This is a genomic window from Candidatus Rokuibacteriota bacterium (assembly GCA_016188005.1).
In the GTDB taxonomy this organism is placed as follows: domain Bacteria; phylum Methylomirabilota; class Methylomirabilia; order Rokubacteriales; family CSP1-6; genus UBA12499.
Genome location: JACPIQ010000008.1, coordinates 78770 through 95327, shown reverse-complemented (window position 1 = coordinate 95327; position 16558 = coordinate 78770). Strand labels below are relative to the sequence as shown.

Genomic DNA, 16558 nt, shown 5'->3' with positions numbered 1-16558 from the left:
GGCTAGACCACCCCCTTCTTCACGTTGCAGAGGAAGGCCTTGGACTCCTGGATGAAGACGTTGGGGTCTCCCACGTTGGCCGACAGGTCGTTGGTGATGTCTCCCTTGCTCCCGGGGAGTGCCGGGACGCCATTGTAGCCCCAGTGCCACGGGATGCCGATCTGGTGGACGGTCCTGCCGTCGATCGTGAAGGGCTTGAGCCGCTGGGTCACCATCGCCTTCACGTGGATCTTGCCCCGCGGCGTCATGACGGTCACCTTCTCGCCGTTCTGGATGCCGAGCTCCTTCGCGAGCTCCTGGCTCATCTCGACGAAGTGCGACTCGTACAGCTCCGCGAGCAAGGGCAGGTTGCGCGACATGACGCCCGAGAGGTGATGCTCGGTCAGCCGGTACGTCGTGATCACGTACGGGTACTCGGTCGACCCGACCCCCGCCAGCTCGTTCCGCTTCTCGCCCACCGTCCAGCGCTTGGCCGTCGGGTTGTTCTGCGTCTTGGAGAGGAGGTTCTTGACCGGCGACTCCATCGGCTCGTAGTGCTCGGGGAACGGCCCGTCGACCAGCGGGCCGAAGAACGCCCCCTTGCCGTCCGCCCGCATGATGTACGGGTTGTCGCCCCCCTTGGCGTCGGGCGCCAGGAAGGCGTTGAAGTCGGGCACGTCGAAGCCGACCCATCGGCCCTTCTTGTCGGGCACGTTGGACGGCGCCTCCGGGTCCCACCAGAGGAACTTCTTCTTCTCGCTCCACGGCCGGCCGTCGGGTGCCGCCGCGGCGCGGTTGTAGAGGATGCGCCGGTTGGCCGGCCACGCCCAGCCCCAGCCGTGGGCGAGGTAGTCCTTCTCGTCGGCCTTCTTCCTGCTCGCGGCGCGGTTGACGATCTTGCCCTCCGCGTCGGCGACCGTGACGCCCGTGTAGATCCAGATCCCCGACGCCGTGGTGCCGTCGTCCCGGAGGTCGGCGAAGGTCTTGAGCGGTTCGCCCTTCTTGTAGAGGACCTTTCCGTCCTTGTCCTTCAGCTCCTCGAGCGCGACGCCGTTCATCTCGACGAGCACCTTGAGGATGCTGGGATGCGTGTCGCCGTACTCCCAGGTCAGCGCGAGGATCCCCTGGTCACGCTTGGCCTTCGAGCCGGCATAGAGCGCCTTCAGCCGCCGCCCGAGCTGGTAGATGTGCTCGGCATCCGAGCGCACGTCCCCCGGCGGGTCGACGGCCTTGTCATGCCACTGGATGAGGCGCATCGTGTTGGTGAGGGTCCCGTCCTTCTCCGCCGCTGGCGCCGCCGGCAGGAAGAAGACCTCCGTCTTCACGTCCTTCGGGCTCACGGCCGCTCGCGAGGACGAGGCCGGGGCCTTCCAGACCTCGGCCGTCTCGGTCAGGAAGATGTCCTGGACGACCAGCCAGTCGAGCTTGTGCAGCGCCTCACGCACCACGCGGGTGTTCGAGCCGCCCACCGCGGGATTCTGGCCGATCACGAAGAACCCCTTGAGCTTGCCGTTGTACATGTCCACGAAGGTGTGCTGCTGGCTGTAGGCGTCCGCGGCCGCGCGCTTGGGGATCCAGTCGAAGCCGTAGTCGTTCTCCTTGGTGGCCCTATCCCCGTACCACGCCTTCAGCAACGAGACCACCCACTTCGGGCGGTTGACCACGAAGCCGGACTTCGGCGTGGTCTTCTCGAGGTAGGTCTTGAGGTCGGGGTGCGCGTCGCGGAGCGGCGTGGGGTGGTAGCCCGGCAAGTCCTGGTAGAGCACCGCCAGGTCGGTGGCGCCCTGGACGTTCGCGTGGCCGCGGAGGGCGACGACGCCGCCGCCGGGCCGTCCGGCGTTGCCGAGCAGGAGCTGGAGCATGCAGAGAGAACGGATGTTCTCGACCCCGTTCGTGTGCTGCGTGAGGTTGAGCGCGTAGGTGATGGTCCCCGTCTTCTCGGGGCCGCTCGCCTCGCAGAAGAGCTTGGCGGCCGCGATGAACTTCTCCTTCGGGATGCCGCACACACGCTCCACCATCTCGACGGTGTAGCGGTCGTACTGGCGCCGCATGAGCTGGAAGACGCTGTGCGGGTCCCGGAGCGTCAGGTCGCGCTTCGGGTTGCCCTCGGCGTCGAGCTGGTACTTCCAGGACTTCTGGTCGTAGGCCCGCTTCGCCTCGTCGAAGCCCGCGAAGAGCCCGGCGAGGTCCGTCGCCGTCTTGAACTCCGGGTCGATCAGGAACGACGCGTTCGTGTAGTGGACGACGTAGTCCTTGAAGTAGAGGTTGTTGTCGATCGCGTACTTGATCAGCCCCCCGAAGAACGCGATGTTCGTGCCGGAGCGGATCGCCAGGTGCATGTCGGCGGCGGCGCTCGTCCGGGTGAAGCGCGGGTCGACGTGGATGAGCTTGGCGCCGCGCTCCTTGGCCTTCATCACGAACTGGAAGCCGACCGGGTGGTTCTCCGCCATGTTGGACGTCGCGATGATGACATCCGCGTTCTGGATGTCGATGAGGTTCGTCGTCATCGCCCCGCGGCCGAACGTGGTCCCCAAAGCTGGGACCGTGGCGGAGTGTCAGACGCGGGACTGGTGCTCGAGGTAGACCACCCCCAGGGTCCGCATGAGCTTGGTGACGAGGTAGCACTCCTCGTTGTCGATGCACGCGGAGCCGAGGTTCGCGAGGCCCTCGGTCCGGTTCACGACGACGTCCTTGCCGTCCTTGCCCTTCTCGACCTCGACGAACGTCGCGTCCCGCGTGGCCTTGACGCGCTTGGCGATCTCGTCCCACATCCACTCGAGCGGCTTCTCCTCCCACCGGTCGGATCCCGGCGCGCGGTAGAGCGCCTTCGTCGGGCGGAGGGGGTTGTTGGACAGCTGGATGGTCGCAGCACCTTTCGGGCAAAGCCGCCCCAGCGTGTGGGGCGTATCCGGGTCGCCCTCGATGTCGATGATCCGGTTGTCCTTCGTGTAGATCAGCTGGGCGCAGCCGACGGCGCAGTACGGACAGACGCCGTGGACAGCCTTCGCCTCCGTGATCTTCAGCGTGGTTGCCGCGGCCTCGACCGGCGCCAGGTCGAGCCCGCGGCCGCCGCCGACGACGCCGGCGGTGGCGGCGCTCCCGACCTTCAGGAAGTCACGTCGCGACAGACTCATCGGGAACCTCCTTGCCGCCGACGGCGGCGTGGGAGCGCGCGGCCGGGTAAGGTCAGGGGCCCGCGCGCGGCCTGTCTAGAGCTCCGGACTCGTCAGCTCTTCCCAGACTCGACGGAGGACCACGACGCGCTGGGGCTGGCCGGGCGCCGACTCGACTCTGACGATGTCGCCCGGGTTCAGGGTGTGGAGGGTGGCGGCGGCCTCATCGTCGGCCACCACGACGGTCGCCTCGGAGCATGCGATGTCGGAGCAGGCCTCTGCCTCTCCCTTCACCCGGAGGCGCCCCGTGCGCGTGTCGACCTCGACGACCATCAGGCGGCTCTGCTGAAGCCAGTCGGTCAGGCTCTGCGTCATCGCGGGCCTCCTATGGGATGGGGCTTGCCGCACCGAGCCACCCGAGCACACCAGCCATTTCGCGCGCTTGCGCGTGGCCGGCCTGTTCGGGGCTCGTTAGAGGTCGCGGACGGGGTCTTGATGAGCGCGGATCGTATGGTGGTCGGACCAGCTTGTCAAGACGCGGCGCGCGAGAACACCCGGGGCAGCACGCGCGGCCGGCAGCCGCCTCCCGCGCCGGCCCCGCCCCTCAGTGACCGAGGCCCTGTGCCTCCAGCCAGCGCTCCGCCTCGAGGGCGGCCATGCAGCCCGTGCCGGCCGCGGTGACGGCCTGGCGATAGGTGAAGTCCTGCACGTCGCCGGCGGCGAAGACGCCGGGCACCGAGGTCTGGGTCGTGCCGGGCGTGACCTTGACGTACTCGTTCGCGTGCAGCTCGAGCTGGCCCTTGAACAGCGCCGTGTTGGGCTGGTGCCCGATGGCGACGAAGAGGCCGTCCACCGGCGTCTCCCACACCGCGCCGGTCTTGAGGTTGCGCAGCCGGACGGCTGTGACCTTGCCCTGGGCGGGATCCAGCACCTCGCTCACCGTGGCATCCCAGATGAACTTGATCTTGGAGTTCTTGAAGGCGCGCTCCTGCATGATCTTCGAGGCGCGCAGCGCGTCCCGGCGGTGCACCATCTCGACCTGCCGGCCGAGCCGGGCCAGGTACAGCGCCTCCTCGACGGCCGAGTCACCCCCGCCCACCACCATGATGTTCTGGTCCTTGAAGAAGAAGCCGTCACAGGTCGCGCAGGTCGAGACGCCGCGCCCCATGAGCGCGGATTCGCTCGGGAGCCCGAGGAGCTTCGCCGAGGCGCCCGTGGCGACGATGACCGTGTGGCCCTCGAGCTTGACGTCCCCTCCGGTGACCCTGAAGGGGCGCTGGCCGAAGTCCACCGCCGTCACGTCCTCCTCGATCATCTCCGTGCCGAAGCGCTCGGCCTGCTTCCGGAAGTTGTCCATGAGGGGCGGCCCATCGATCCCCTCGATGAAGCCCGGGTAGTTCTCCACCAACGTCGTCAGCATGAGCTGGCCGCCGGACTGCACGCCCGTGAACATCACCGGGGCGAGGTTGGCGCGGGCGGCGTAGATGGCGGCGGTGTAACCGGCCGGCCCGGACCCGATGATGATCACCTTGCGCGTCGCTCCCATGGCGCTCCTCTCCTCCCCGTCGTTCACAGCTCAGTATGCACGACCCCGCGCCCGGAGTCCGCGAGCGGCCCGCGGGGCGGCTCCCGGCGGGGCGGTTCAGCCGCCGACGATCCGACCCAGCTCCGCCAGATCCTGGATCTCGAACTCGGCCCGCGGGGCCCCCGCGGGCAGCGCCTCACGGGCGCGGTTGATCCACACCGCCTGCATCCCCACGCCGTGGGCTCCCGCCACGTCGATATCCGCCCGGTCTCCCACGAAGAGGGCGCGCCCCGGCGGCACGCCGAGCGCGCCGAGCGCGCTCTCGAAGATCACGGGCGTGGGCTTTCGCCAGCCCACCGCGTCCGAGATGACGATGGCCGCGAAGAGGGACGCGATGCCCTCGCGCTCGAGGACCAATCGCGTCGTGGGCGTGTAGTCGAAGTTGGAGACGACCGCGAGCCGGTGCCGCGCCCCCAGCGTGACGAGCACCTCGCGATGGTGGCCGGGGAACACTACGGCCTTCGCCAGGGCCTCCATGTGGGTCGCGAGGAGGATGGGCAGCGCCTCCCGCGCCATCGCCGCCGGGTCCAGGCCCAGACGGCCGAAGAGCAGGGCGAAGCGCTCCGCCGCCGGCACCTCCCGGTGGCTCTCGCCGCGGACACGCTCGGCCTCCTGCCAGCTCCAGAAGAGCGCCGAGACGAACTCCTCCAGCGACACGCCGGGGGCGAAGGGGCGAAAGACCTCGTGCATCTGCCCGGCGGTGGAGCGCAGCGCGCGCCCGTTCACGTGGATCTCGGGCAGCCGCTCCCGGTCGAAGAGCACCAGCGTGTCGAAGAGATCGAAGAGGAGCGCGTCCCACCTCCCGTACCTCATGGCAAGGGCTTCCGCTGGGCGTAGCCGTCGCTCATCCGATGCCAGAAGCGCACGGCGTCCTCGCCGTGCTTCCAGCAGAGGTTGACGGGCTCCTCCCCCGCCGCCTCGCGCACGAGCCCCGGGAAGTCCACGAGCCCCAGGTCGAGATCCTTCACCACGCCGCCCAGCTCGGTGATCGCCGTCACCGCCTCCCGTACCTCGATCGTGAGGCCGTCGAGCCGCTCGGCGCGCGCCTTCCACTCGCGCCGGTTCACCACTCCGCCGCCGGAGCGCCCGATCCGCTCCCGCTCGTCCTGCAGCATCCCGGCGAGCGCCGTCGCCTGGCGGTGGCGCTCCATCGCGGCACCCATGAGCTCGGTGAGCCGCGGGATGAGGGCGTCCACCTCGGCCGCGGTGAAGTGACGCTCCGTCACAGCGCCTCCACGAAGACGGCGTGCACGTCCTTCGGGCCGTGGACGCCGCGGGTCAGCGTCAGCTCGATGTCCGCCGTGCGCGAGGGGCCGGTGATGAAGTTGATCATCGCCCCGGTCATGTGGCGCGCCGGGTCGGCGTGCAGCGCCTCCAGCATGATGCCGACCTGCTCCAGCCGCTCGAGGAGCTGCCGCCTGCCGAACACGGCCACGTGGGTGTCCGGCAGGAGCGAGGTCGAGCGCGGCCGCCCCGCGCCCGAGACCAGGATCAGCGTGCCGGTCTCGGCCAGCGCCCAGTCCACGCCGGTCACCCCGATCTGGGCGCGCGCGGCGGCCTCGCGGTGGGCGAGCCGCGCCGCCTCCCCGCCCCCGGCCGGCGCCGCGGTCACGGCGAGGCCCGCCGCGCCGAGCGCCGGCCCGAGGTCGACACCGAGGGCGGCCGGCGCCCACGTCACCAGCTCCCGCGCGCCCATCGTCCGCGCCAGATCGGCGACGAGCCCGCTCACCGCCTCCAGGGCCGGCACGCGGTGGAAGACACCCGCCACGCCCTCGAGCTCCCGCTGGAAGCGCGCCAGCGCCCCGGGCCAGCGCTCGGCCAGCCCCCGCCGCAGGGCGGCCGCGGCCTCCTCGGGGCGCGCCGGCCGCGGCGCCGGCTCCGCCTCGAACAGCGCGGGGGCCCGCCGCACCTCACGGCGGACGCGATCGAGGAACTCGGCGCGCGTCGCCATCAGCGCCCCAGATCCGTCCAGCGCTCGCTGAAGGGGCTCGCGGCCACCGGCGGCAGGTCGCGGCTCCGCGTCCACCGTCCGAAGAGGAAGGGCAGGCGCCGCATGCGGCCGTTGCTGACGAAGGGCCGCTGCGCCAGACGCCCGATCCGCCCCGCAAGCCTGAAGAGCGTCGGCGAGCCGAGCACGCGGCCGAGCGCGCCGAAGAGCACCCGCTCGCCCCACGAGGCAATGCGGGCGCGATCCAGCTCTTCCCGCAGTCCGATCAGCATCCGGGGAATGTCGATGCGCACCGGGCACACCTCGTGGCAGGCCCCGCACAGCGACGAGGCATGCGCCAGCTCCTTCACGGACCGGTCGCCCTTGAGCATGGCCGTGAGCAGGATGCCGATCGGCCCCGGATAGGTGTGCCCGTAGGCGTGGCCCCCGATCTGCCGGTACACCGGACAGACGTTGAGGCAGGCGCCGCAGCGCAGGCAGTACAGCGCCTCGCGCAGGGGTCCGGCGATCTGCGCCGAGCGGCCGCTGTCCATGAGGACCAGGTGGAACTCCTCGGGCCCCTCGAGCTCTCCCGCATGTCGCGGGCCGCGGACCAGCGTCGTGTACACGGAGAGCTTCTGCCCGGTGGCGCTGCGCGCCAGGATCGCCAGGAACAGCATCAGGTCCGTCATCGAGGGGATGACCTTGTCGATCCCCATCACCGCCACGTGGATGCGCGGCAGCGAGGTCACCATGCGCCCGTTGCCCTCGTTGGTGACGAGCACGACGGTCCCCGTCTCGGCCACGGCGAAGTTGGCGCCCGTGATCCCCATGTCGGCCGCGAGGAACTTCTGGCGCAGCTCCTTCCGGGCCGCGGCGGTGAGCGCCTCCGGCTCGGCCGGGAAGCGCTGGCGCAGCTCGCGCGAGAAGAGGTCGGCCACCTGCGCCTTGGTCTTGTGAATCGCCGGGGCGATGATGTGGGAGGGCTTCTCGTGCGCGAGCTGGATGATGTACTCGCCGAGATCTGTCTCCACGGGCGTGACGCCGGCGGCCTCCAGCGCCGCGTTCAGCTCGATCTCCTCCGTCGCCATGGACTTGGACTTGACGGCGGTGCGCACGCCGCGCTCCCGGCAGAGACGGAGGATGATCTCGCGCGCCTCCTCCCCGCTGGCCGCCCAGTGCACGTGCCCGCCGAGACGCTCCACGCTGTCGGCGAGCTGCTCGAGATGAGCGTCGAGCCGCTGGAGCGTGGCCTCCTTCACGGCGCGCGCGCGGTCGCGCAGCGCCTCGCCCTCGGGGAAGCCGGCGAAGGACTCGCGCCTCAGCGCCATGAACTTGCTCGTCGCGATCGTGAGCGCTTCCTGCAGGTGCGCGTCGCCGAGCGCGGCGCCGGCCCGGGCTGCGAAGGGGGTGCGGAGCGCCTCGTCGCTCATCTGACCATGTTGCCTGAATGTGGATGACATCGGGCCGCGGTTAGGCCTCTTCGCCCTGACGGGCCTCTCTCCATCTCGCCTGAATGTGGATGACATCGGGCCGCGGTTGGGCCTCTTCGCCCTGACGGGCTCATCGGGACGTGCCGTCAGGGGAGAGGACCTGGGCCAGGTGCAGGGGCTGGACGCGCGAGCCCGCGCGGGAGAGGGCGCCCCCCATCTGCATGAGGCAGCCGGCGTCACAGGCCACGACACACCCGGCGCCGGTCTGCTCGAGGCACCGGACCTTCTTGCCGAGGATGGCGGCCGACACCTCGGGGAGTCGCACCGAGAAGGCGCCGCCGAATCCGCAGCACTCCTCCGCGCCATCGAGCTCCACCAGCTCGAGGCCTCTGACCCCGCGGAGCAGGCTCCGCGGCGCGGCGGCCTCCCCGAGCCCCCGGAGCAGGTGGCAGGAGTCGTGGTAGGTCACCCGGCCCTGGAAGCGCGAGCCGACATCCGTGACGCCCAGCACCTTCACCAGGAACTGCGACAGCTCCCATGTCCGCGCCGCGAGCGCCCGCGCCGCCTCCGCGGGGCCGCCGTGGCGCGCGAGCAGCGCCGGGTACTCCTGCTTGACGAGCCACGCGCAGGAGCCCGAGGGCACCACCACGTGCTCGGAGCCTTCGAAGAGGGACACGGTCCGCGCCGCGACCCGCGCGGCGGCTCGATGGTAGCCCGAGTTGAAGAGCGGGAGCCCGCAGCAGGTCTGTCTCGGCGGGAAGTCCACCGTCACGCCGAGCCGGCGCAGGAGCGTCACGATCGCGACCCCGACCTCGGGGAAGAGCATCTCCCCGAGGCAGGTGATCATGAGCGAGGCCTTCACCGGACCCTTCACCGCGCGCCTCCATGGCTGTCGAGCGCGCGGGCGAGGAGCGTCACGGGGTGCAGCACCTCCACCGGGAGCCCCAGGCCGCGGCACGCCTGCTCGATCTGCATGATGCAGCCCGGGTTCCCCGCGGCGACCAGGGAGACGCCGCTCTCGCGGATGCGCTCGACCTTGCGCCGGCCCAGCTCCGCCGCCATGCCGGGCTCCAGCAGGTTGTAGACGCCGGCGCTCCCGCAGCAGAGGTCGCTGTCGGCCATCTCCACGAGCCTCAGCCCGGGGATGCGCCCGAGCAGCAGCCGAGGCTCCGCGCGCACCTTCTGGCCATGGGCCAGGTGGCAGGCGTCCTGATAGGTGACCGTCACCGGCAGCGGACCCAGCGGCAGCTCGGCGTCCACGAGCACCTCGGAGATGTCCTTCACCTTCTGCGAGAAGGCTTCCGCCTCGGACCCCTCGAGCCAGCGGCCGTACTCCTTGAGCGCCGACCCGCACCCGGCGGCATTGGTCACGATCACGTCGACGTCGGCCGGGAAGGCGCGCATGAGCTGCCGCGCCAGCACGCGGAAGTCATCGAGGCGCCCGGAGTGAAGGTGCAGCGCCCCGCAGCACCCCTGCTCACGCGGCGCGACCACGTCGTACCCCGCCGCGGCGAGGAGACGCGCGGTCTGCGCATTGACGTCGGGGAAGAAGTGGCGCTGGACGCAGCCCACGAGGAGCCCCGCCCGCCCCCGCGCCTTGCCCCGGGCCGGCGTCACCTCCGGAAGCGCCACCGCGGCTGGCAGGCGCGGCAGCAGCGCCTCCATCGCGCGAAGACGCCTGAAGGGGGCAAGGAGGCCGAGGCCGCGTACCAGCCGCTGGAGCCCCGACGACTGGTAGAGACGGAGCCACGGCAGCAGGGCGCCCAGCCGGCCCGGGTACGGGAACCACTGCAGCAGCATGGAGAGGCCGCCGTGATCGCTCCCTGGGGCCCGGACGCCCTGCCGCTCGAGCTGGCTCCGGGTCGCCTCGAGCAGGGTGCCGAAGGGGACTCCCGAGGGACAGGCGCTCTCGCAGCCCCGGCAGCCGAGGCAGAGGTCCAGGTGGCGCGCAAGCGTCGGCGTGAGGCCGATGCGCCCCTCCGCCGCCGCGCGCATGAGATAGAGGCGCCCCCGGGGTGAGTCCATCTCCTCGCCCAGCACGCGGTAGGTCGGGCATTGCGGCAGGCAGATGCCGCAGTGTACGCAGGCCCGGAGCCCGTCCAGGGACGGGGCATCCGCGATGAAGGGAGCCGTGGCCCCGGGGCTCACGCCCCCCCCACGAAGCGGCCGGAGTTGAGGATGCCGGTGGGGTCGAACTCCCGCTTGATCCGCTTCATGATCGCAAGGGAATCCGCTTGGATAGGCCCCCATACATCGAGATGATCCTTAAGGCTGCGGGGCGCGCGCTCCACCACCAGGTTTCCGCCCTCACCCGAGAGCGCCTCGCGCAAGGTGCCGACGGCGCCGGCAAGCCAGCCGCCGTCAGCCGCGGCCCTGCCCAGCGACAGCCACAGCACACCGCTCCCCGCATCGCCAAGCGCCGAGACGGGCACCGAGGCCTCGCCCGCCAGACGCTCCACCTCCGCCAGCCAGTGGCATAGCCGCGCGGGCTCCCCCGAGAGCTTGAGCCTCACCGGGCCGGCGAGCGCCGCACCCAGCTCGAGCCACACATCCTCCGGGACATCGCTTACCATGGCTCCGTGCTCCCGCCCCATGCGGACGAGCTCGCTCCCCTGACTCCGCACTGCCTCGGCGATGCTCCCCACCGACACCGCCACCGCGGCCGGCGCCGCGGGCCGCGCGGCCGCCCTGAGCGCGCCCGCGTTGGCCACGACCAGCCGCTCCGGCTGGAGGGTGGAATCGAGCATCGCCCCGACGAAGGCCGCCGCCGCGCCGGGGGTGCGGAAGGACAGGAGCCAGGAGCCCGAGGCCGGCGGCATCGGATGCAGCCTGAGCGTCGCCTCGGCGATCACCCCCAGCGTGCCGAGCGAGCCCGCCAGGAGCTTGGGGACATCGTATCCTGTCACTGACTTGACCACCTTCGATCCGCCCCACGTGATGCTCCCATCGGCCTGGACGAAGCGCACCCCGAGCAGCAGGTCGCGGGCCTGGCCGTAGCGGAAACGCAGCGGGCCGCTGGCCCCGGTGGCCAGGACGCCGCCAACGCTGCGCGAGGCCCCACCCACGGGATCCACCGGGAAGCGCTGGCGGTGACGCCCCAGCGCCGCGCCGAGGGCCGCCAGCGAGAGGCCCGCTCCGACGCTGGCCACCATGTCCGCGGGGGTGTGCTCCACGATGGCGTCGAGCCGCCGGCAGTCGAGGAGCAGGTCCACGCGGGCCGGCGGCGCGCCGAGATCGAGGCAGGAGCCGCTGCCCCGCGGCACCACGCTCCACCGCTCGCTCGAGGCCAGCGCCAGGAGTCGGCTCATCTCCTCCACCGAGCCGGGGCGCGCGGCCCAGCGCGGCGTCGCGCCGTCCACCGCGAGCCCTTCCAGCGCCGCCGGCTCACTCACGACATGGGCGCTCCCGACGATCTCGGCCAGGGCGCCGCGAGCCGCCTGAACCGACACCACCACGGGCTAGACCCAGCTCCCGCCGGGCAGGGCCGCGGCCGGTCTGAATCCCTCTGCGCAAGCCGGGTGATCGGGCAGGAGCTTGCCGGGGTTCATGAGCGTGTCGGGGTCGAAGACGCGCCGCAGCCGCGCCATGAAGTTGAGATCCGCCGCGGCGAACTGGTAGGGCAGCTTCTCGGCCTTGTCCAGTCCCACGCCGTGCTCGCCGGTGACGCTGCCCCCCATGGCGAGGCAGGCGTGCATGAGCGCCTCGTTCGCCTGCTTGGCGCGCTCGAGCTCCCCCGGCACGCGGTCGTCGTAGCAGATGATGGGATGCAGGTTGCCGTCACCGGCGTGGAAGACATTGGCGAACACGAGCCGATGCCGGGCGGAGATGGCGAGCATCTCACGCATGATCTCCGGCAGCCGTGAGCGCGGCACGACGGCGTCCTGGAGCAGCCAGTTGGGGGTGAGCCGGCCGATGACGCCGGCGGCCTCCTTGCGCCCCTTCCAGAGCAGCGCGCGCTCGGCGTCGTTCTGCGACACGCGCAGCTCCAGCGCCAGGTGCGCGCGACAGATCTCCTCGATGCGCCGGGCCTGGGCCTCGATCTCGGCCCGGGGGCCGTCCAGCTCGATGAGGAGCACGGCGCTGGCCCCCTTCGGGTAGCCGGCGTGGATCCCCTCCTCGATGGCGCGGACCATCGCCTCGTCCAGCATCTCCAGCGCGGCGGGGATGATGCCGTCGGCGATGATGGCTGACACGGTCTCGGAGGCGTCCTCGATGCTGGAAAAGGAGGCGAGCAGCGTCTTCACCCCCTCCGGCACGTGGAAGAGCCGCACCATCACGGCCGTCACCACGCCGAAGGTGCCCTCGGCCCCCACCATCACTCCGGGGAGGTCATAGCCGGGCCGGTCGTGGGCCTTGCCGCCCACCCAGACGAGCTCCCCCGCCCCCGTGGCCATCTGCAACCCCAGCACGTGATTGACCGTGATGCCGTACTTGAGGCAATGCGGCCCGCCGGCATTGGTCGAGGCGTTGCCGCCGATGGAGGAGACCATCTGGCTCGACGGGTCGGGGGCGAAGAAGTAGCCGTGGGCGCGTGTGGCGTCGCTCAGCCACAGGTTGATGAGCCCGGGCTCCACCGTGGCGCAGCGGTTCGGGAGGTCCACCTCGAGGATGCGGTTCATGCGCGTCATGGCCACCATGACGCCGCCCCGCGGGGCCATCGCACCGCCGATGAGCCCCGTGCCCGAGCCGCGGGGCACGACGGGGACGCGCGCCTGACGGCAGAGCCGGACCACGGCCGCCGTCTCGGCCGCGGAGGTGGGAAGCACCACGACGTCGGGCGCCCCCTTGTAGAAGGTGTGCATGTCGCACTCGTAGGTGAGCCGGCCCTCGGGCGTGGCGACCACGCCGGCCCGCCCCACGATGCCCTCCAGCGCCGCGATCAGCCCCGCGTCCACACTCACGCCTCGAACTCCTCCCTGGGCACCCGGCTCTGACGGATGATCGAGACGAGGGTCCCGAGGGCAAGCTCCCGGTGATCCGGGACCGGCACCGTCACGGTTCCCTCCGGGGTCCTGCGCTGCATCACCATGTGACTTCCCCGCCCGCGGACTTCCGAGAACCCATGCCCTTCGAGAACGCGGCGAACTTCGCGTCCCGAGAGGATACGAAGCCTACCCATGCGTTGCTTCAAACCGCGTGACGAAGACCTCGCTGTGCAACCGCTGCTTGATCTCCTCGGGATCGGCGCACTCGAGGAAGAGCTCCACCGCCTCCTTCAGATTCGCCGTGGCCTCTTCCACGGTCGCGCCCTGACTCGCGACGTCGAGCTCGGGGCATAGCGCGACGTAGAGGCCGCCTTCCTTCTCCAGGATCGCAGTATAAGAACTCTTGGGCATTCGGTTACCTCCATCGCTACGGTATCAAAGAACCGCCGGCTCCTGGCTGGGAGCCGGCGGTCTCCACGCCGTCGGTCACACCCCTCACCCTGCACCCTCTCCCCGTGGACAGAGGGAGGGGTGAGGGGGCAGGACATCGGCGGCTACTTGATGGTCCAGGTCTCGCCGGAGCCGAGCAGGGCCGCGATGTCCCCGGGGCCCCGGTCGGCGACGGCCTTGCGCTCCTGGGCGAGCAGCGTGTCCTCGTAGACGGGCACCGTCTCGTCGCTGGTCATGACGCCCAGCGGGACGGGGTACTCCGGCGCCCAGAGCTGGGCCAGGACGAGGCCCGTGGCCCGGTCCCGCTCGTCGTGGACCCACAGCGCGCTCTCCGGCACGTCCTTGACGCGCACCACGCGGGGTTTCACGCCGTCCAGCACGAGCCCGCGCCGGTCGTCGGCCGGGCCGAAGACGAGGCGCTGGCCGTGCTCGAGGCGCAACTCGGCCAGCACCTTCGACTCACGGTCGTAGAGCACGTTCCACGCCAGGTCGTTGTAGACGTTGCAGTTCTGGAGGATCTCCACGAAGGCGGCGCCCCGGTGCCGGGCCGCGCGCCGGAGCACCTCCTCCATGTGGCCAACGTTCCGGTCCACGACGCGCGCCACGAAGGTGGCGCCCACGGCCAGCGCGAAGGAGCACGGGCTCACCGGGCGCTCGGCCGAGCCGAGCGGCGTCGACTTGGTCACCTTCCCCTGCTCGCTGGTGGGCGAGTACTGCCCCTTGGTGAGGCCGTAGATCCGGTTGTTGAAGAGCAGTACCGTCACGTCCACGTTGCGCCTGAGCACGTGCATCAGGTGGTTACCGCCGATGCTCAGCCCGTCCCCGTCGCCCGTGACGACGAAGACCTTGAGCTCGGGCCGGGCCAGCTTGAGCCCGGTGGCGATCGCCGGCGCCCGCCCGTGGATGGTGTGGAAGCCATACGTGTTCATGTAGTAGGGGAAGCGGCTCGAGCAGCCGATCCCCGAGATGAACACGATGTTCTCCCGCGGGATGCCGAGATCCGGCATGGTCTTCTGCACCGCGGCGAGGATCGCGTAGTCCCCGCAGCCGGGGCACCAGCGGACGTCCTGGTCCGACTCGAAATCCTTCTTCGTGTAGTGCGGACCGCCCTGGGCCGCCTTGCTCGCGCCCGCCATCGCGGTCACGGCCGGGCCTCCAGCAGCTGCGTGATGGCCTCGTAGATCTCCTGCGTCTGCAGCGGCATCCCGCGGACGCGGTGGAAGCCCACGGCGTCCACGAGGTACTCGGCGCGCAGGATGCGGATCAGCTGGCCGCTGTTGATCTCCGGCACGAGCACCCGGCGGTACTGGCGCAGGATCTGCCCGAGGTCGGGCGGCAGCGGGTTGAGGTGGCGGAGGTGGATGGAGGCCACGGCCTTGCCGGCGAGCTGCGCCTCCTCGGCGGCCGCCGTGATGGCTCCGTAGGTCCCGCCCCAGCCCACCACCAGCACATCGCCGCCGTGCGGGCCGTTGATGGAGGTCGGCGGGATCTCCTGGGCGACGCGCCGCACCTTCTCGGCGCGCATCCTCACCATGTGGTCGTGGTTCTCGGGCTCGTAGGAGATGTTGCCGGTCACGTCCTCCTTCTCGATGCCGCCGATCCGGTGCTCGAGCCCCGGCGTGCCCGGACGCACCCACGGCCGCGCCAGGGTCGCCGGGTCCCGCAGGTACGGGAAGAAACCCGCCGTCTCCGTCCGGAACTTGACGGGGATGTCCGGCAGGGTCGCCGGGTCCGGGATCAGCCAGGGCTCCGAGCCGTTGGCGAGGTACCCGTCGGAGAGCACGATCACCGGCACCATGTACCTCACGGCGATGCGGATCGCCTCGTAGGCGACGAAGAAGCAGTCGCCGGGGCTCGCCGGCGCCAGCACCACCACCGGCGCCTCGCTGTGGCGCCCGTACATGGCCTGCATGAGGTCGGCCTGCTCGGTCTTCGTCGGCAGCCCCGTGCTCGGCCCGCCGCGCTGCACGTCGAAGACCACCACCGGCAACTCGGCCATCACCGCCAGCCCGATGGCCTCGCCCTTGAGCGCGATGCCCGGGCCGCTACTGGCGGTGACCCCGATGGCTCCCCCGAAGGCCGCGCCGATGATCGCGCCCATGGCCGCGATCTCGTCCTCGGCCTGGAAGGTGCGGATGCGGAAGCGCTTGTGCAGCGCCAGCTCGTGGAGGACATCGCTGGCCGGCGTGATCGGGTAGGCGCCGAACACGACGGGCAGCTGGGTGCGCTGCGCCGCCGCCAGCACGCCCCAGGCGAGCGCGCGGTTTCCGGTCATGCTCCGGTAGACGCCCGGCGCCATCTCGGCCGGCTCGATCCCGTAGTGCTCGCCGAACATCTCGGCCGTCTCGCCGAAGGCATGCCCGGCCTTGAGCACCCGGATGTTGGCCTCGACGAATTGCGGGTTCCTCGCGAAACGCTTCCGGATGGCGTCCAGCGTGGGCTCCAGCGGGCGCGTGTAGATCCAGGACACCAGCCCCAGCGCGAAGAAGTTCCGGCAGCGGTCCTTCTCCTTCGCGTTGAGCGGCAGGTCCTCCAGCGCCTTCTTGGTGAGCCCCGTGATGTCCACCTGGTGGACGCGGTACTTCTCGGCGAGCCCCGGGTCCCCGAGCGCGCTCTTCTCGTAGCCGGCCTTGGCCAGGTTCCGCTCCTCGAAGGCCGCCGCGTTGACGACGAGGATGCCGCCGGGCTTGAGGTCGCCGAGGTGCACCTTGAGGGCCGCCGGGTTCATGGCCACCAGGGCGTCCAGCTGGTCCCCGGGGGTGTACACGCGCTGGCTGCCGAACTGGAGCTGGAAGGAGGAGACGCCGAAGAGGGTCCCGGCCGGGGCGCGGATCTCGGCCGGGAAGTTGGGCAGGGTCGCGATGTCGTTGCCCGCCCACGCCGCCTCGGTCGTGAACTGCTCGCCCGTGACCTGCATGCCGTCCCCCGAGTCCCCGGCGAAGCGGATCACCGCCCGCGTCAGCGTCCGTCGCGGCTTGGCCGCGACGGGGGCCGAGGCCGTCGTCTCGCTCATGCAGTCTGTCCTTTCCTGCTCTCCCGCTGCGCGCACTCCCTCGGGTCGCGCCGCGACCGGTCACACTCCGGGCAGGGGGAGCCGCGGATCAGTTTGCCATCGGAGAGCCCTGCGGGAGGCCACGAGAGCCCAA

At 71.0% G+C, this 16558-nt stretch carries 15 protein-coding genes; all 15 read right to left on the bottom strand.

Features of this window, described 5'->3' with window-relative positions:
- Positions 1–2 precede the first annotated feature (2 nt).
- Positions 3–3113, bottom strand: coding sequence for a formate dehydrogenase-N subunit alpha (fdnG, locus tag HYV93_02105; protein MBI2524753.1), 3111 nt, complete (start codon positions 3111–3113; stop codon positions 3–5).
- 75 nt (positions 3114–3188) lie between these two features.
- Positions 3189–3467 carry a hypothetical protein gene (locus HYV93_02100; GenBank protein ID MBI2524752.1) on the bottom strand — a complete coding sequence of 93 codons (279 nt, stop codon included), beginning with the start codon at positions 3465–3467 and terminating at the stop codon, positions 3189–3191.
- 229 nt (positions 3468–3696) lie between these two features.
- Positions 3697–4638, bottom strand: a complete 942-nt coding sequence (gene trxB, locus HYV93_02095; GenBank protein MBI2524751.1) for a thioredoxin-disulfide reductase — start codon at positions 4636–4638, stop codon at positions 3697–3699.
- Between the two features lie 96 nt (positions 4639–4734).
- Positions 4735–5490: an HAD family hydrolase gene (locus HYV93_02090; protein ID MBI2524750.1), complete on the bottom strand. Its 756-nt coding sequence runs from the start codon at positions 5488–5490 to the stop codon at positions 4735–4737.
- Positions 5487–5903 carry a DUF2203 domain-containing protein gene (locus HYV93_02085; protein MBI2524749.1) on the bottom strand — a complete coding sequence of 139 codons (417 nt, stop codon included), beginning with the start codon at positions 5901–5903 and terminating at the stop codon, positions 5487–5489. Before HYV93_02085 ends, HYV93_02090 begins: the two co-directional genes overlap by 4 nt.
- A complete protein-coding gene (locus tag HYV93_02080; GenBank protein ID MBI2524748.1) occupies positions 5900–6628 on the bottom strand; it encodes a lactate utilization protein in 729 nt (242 codons plus the stop codon). Before HYV93_02080 ends, HYV93_02085 begins: the two co-directional genes overlap by 4 nt.
- Positions 6628–8037 carry an iron-sulfur cluster-binding protein gene (locus HYV93_02075; GenBank protein MBI2524747.1) on the bottom strand — a complete coding sequence of 470 codons (1410 nt, stop codon included), beginning with the start codon at positions 8035–8037 and terminating at the stop codon, positions 6628–6630. Before HYV93_02075 ends, HYV93_02080 begins: the two co-directional genes overlap by 1 nt.
- A 130-nt stretch (positions 8038–8167) precedes the next feature.
- Positions 8168–8899, bottom strand: a complete 732-nt coding sequence (locus tag HYV93_02070; GenBank protein MBI2524746.1) for a (Fe-S)-binding protein — start codon at positions 8897–8899, stop codon at positions 8168–8170.
- A gap of 8 nt (positions 8900–8907) precedes the next feature.
- Positions 8908–10185: a (Fe-S)-binding protein gene (locus HYV93_02065; protein MBI2524745.1), complete on the bottom strand. Its 1278-nt coding sequence runs from the start codon at positions 10183–10185 to the stop codon at positions 8908–8910.
- Complete coding sequence (locus HYV93_02060; GenBank protein MBI2524744.1) at positions 10182–11492, bottom strand: FAD-binding oxidoreductase; 1311 nt, start codon at positions 11490–11492, stop codon at positions 10182–10184. Before HYV93_02060 ends, HYV93_02065 begins: the two co-directional genes overlap by 4 nt.
- A 3-nt stretch (positions 11493–11495) precedes the next feature.
- Complete coding sequence (locus HYV93_02055) at positions 11496–12839, bottom strand: FAD-binding protein (GenBank protein MBI2524743.1); 1344 nt, start codon at positions 12837–12839, stop codon at positions 11496–11498.
- Positions 12840–12934: 95 nt separating this feature from the next.
- Positions 12935–13156, bottom strand: coding sequence for a type II toxin-antitoxin system HicA family toxin (locus HYV93_02050; GenBank protein MBI2524742.1), 222 nt, complete (start codon positions 13154–13156; stop codon positions 12935–12937).
- On the bottom strand, positions 13149–13373 hold the full coding sequence (locus tag HYV93_02045) for a type II toxin-antitoxin system HicB family antitoxin (GenBank protein ID MBI2524741.1): 225 nt from the start codon (positions 13371–13373) through the stop codon (positions 13149–13151). The genes HYV93_02050 and HYV93_02045 overlap by 8 nt, the downstream gene beginning before the upstream one ends.
- A 143-nt stretch (positions 13374–13516) precedes the next feature.
- Complete coding sequence (locus HYV93_02040) at positions 13517–14548, bottom strand: 2-oxoacid:ferredoxin oxidoreductase subunit beta (protein ID MBI2524740.1); 1032 nt, start codon at positions 14546–14548, stop codon at positions 13517–13519.
- A gap of 5 nt (positions 14549–14553) precedes the next feature.
- Entirely contained in the window at positions 14554–16425 is a 1872-nt protein-coding gene (locus tag HYV93_02035; protein ID MBI2524739.1) for a 2-oxoacid:acceptor oxidoreductase subunit alpha, read from the bottom strand.
- Positions 16426–16558 lie beyond the last annotated feature (133 nt).

Coding starts and splice junctions, on each gene's coding strand:
- trxB (MBI2524751.1), bottom strand. CDS start 4,638: ATGGGAGCGACGCGCAAGGTGATCATCATCGGGTCCGGGCCGGCCGGT.
- HYV93_02100 (MBI2524752.1), bottom strand. CDS start 3,467: ATGACGCAGAGCCTGACCGACTGGCTTCAGCAGAGCCGCCTGATGGTC.
- HYV93_02035 (MBI2524739.1), bottom strand. CDS start 16,425: ATGAGCGAGACGACGGCCTCGGCCCCCGTCGCGGCCAAGCCGCGACGG.
- HYV93_02050 (MBI2524742.1), bottom strand. CDS start 13,156: ATGGGTAGGCTTCGTATCCTCTCGGGACGCGAAGTTCGCCGCGTTCTC.
- HYV93_02045 (MBI2524741.1), bottom strand. CDS start 13,373: ATGCCCAAGAGTTCTTATACTGCGATCCTGGAGAAGGAAGGCGGCCTC.
- HYV93_02040 (MBI2524740.1), bottom strand. CDS start 14,548: ATGGCGGGCGCGAGCAAGGCGGCCCAGGGCGGTCCGCACTACACGAAG.
- HYV93_02055 (MBI2524743.1), bottom strand. CDS start 12,839: ATGCACACCTTCTACAAGGGGGCGCCCGACGTCGTGGTGCTTCCCACC.
- HYV93_02090 (MBI2524750.1), bottom strand. CDS start 5,490: ATGAGGTACGGGAGGTGGGACGCGCTCCTCTTCGATCTCTTCGACACG.
- HYV93_02080 (MBI2524748.1), bottom strand. CDS start 6,628: ATGGCGACGCGCGCCGAGTTCCTCGATCGCGTCCGCCGTGAGGTGCGG.
- HYV93_02075 (MBI2524747.1), bottom strand. CDS start 8,037: ATGAGCGACGAGGCGCTCCGCACCCCCTTCGCAGCCCGGGCCGGCGCC.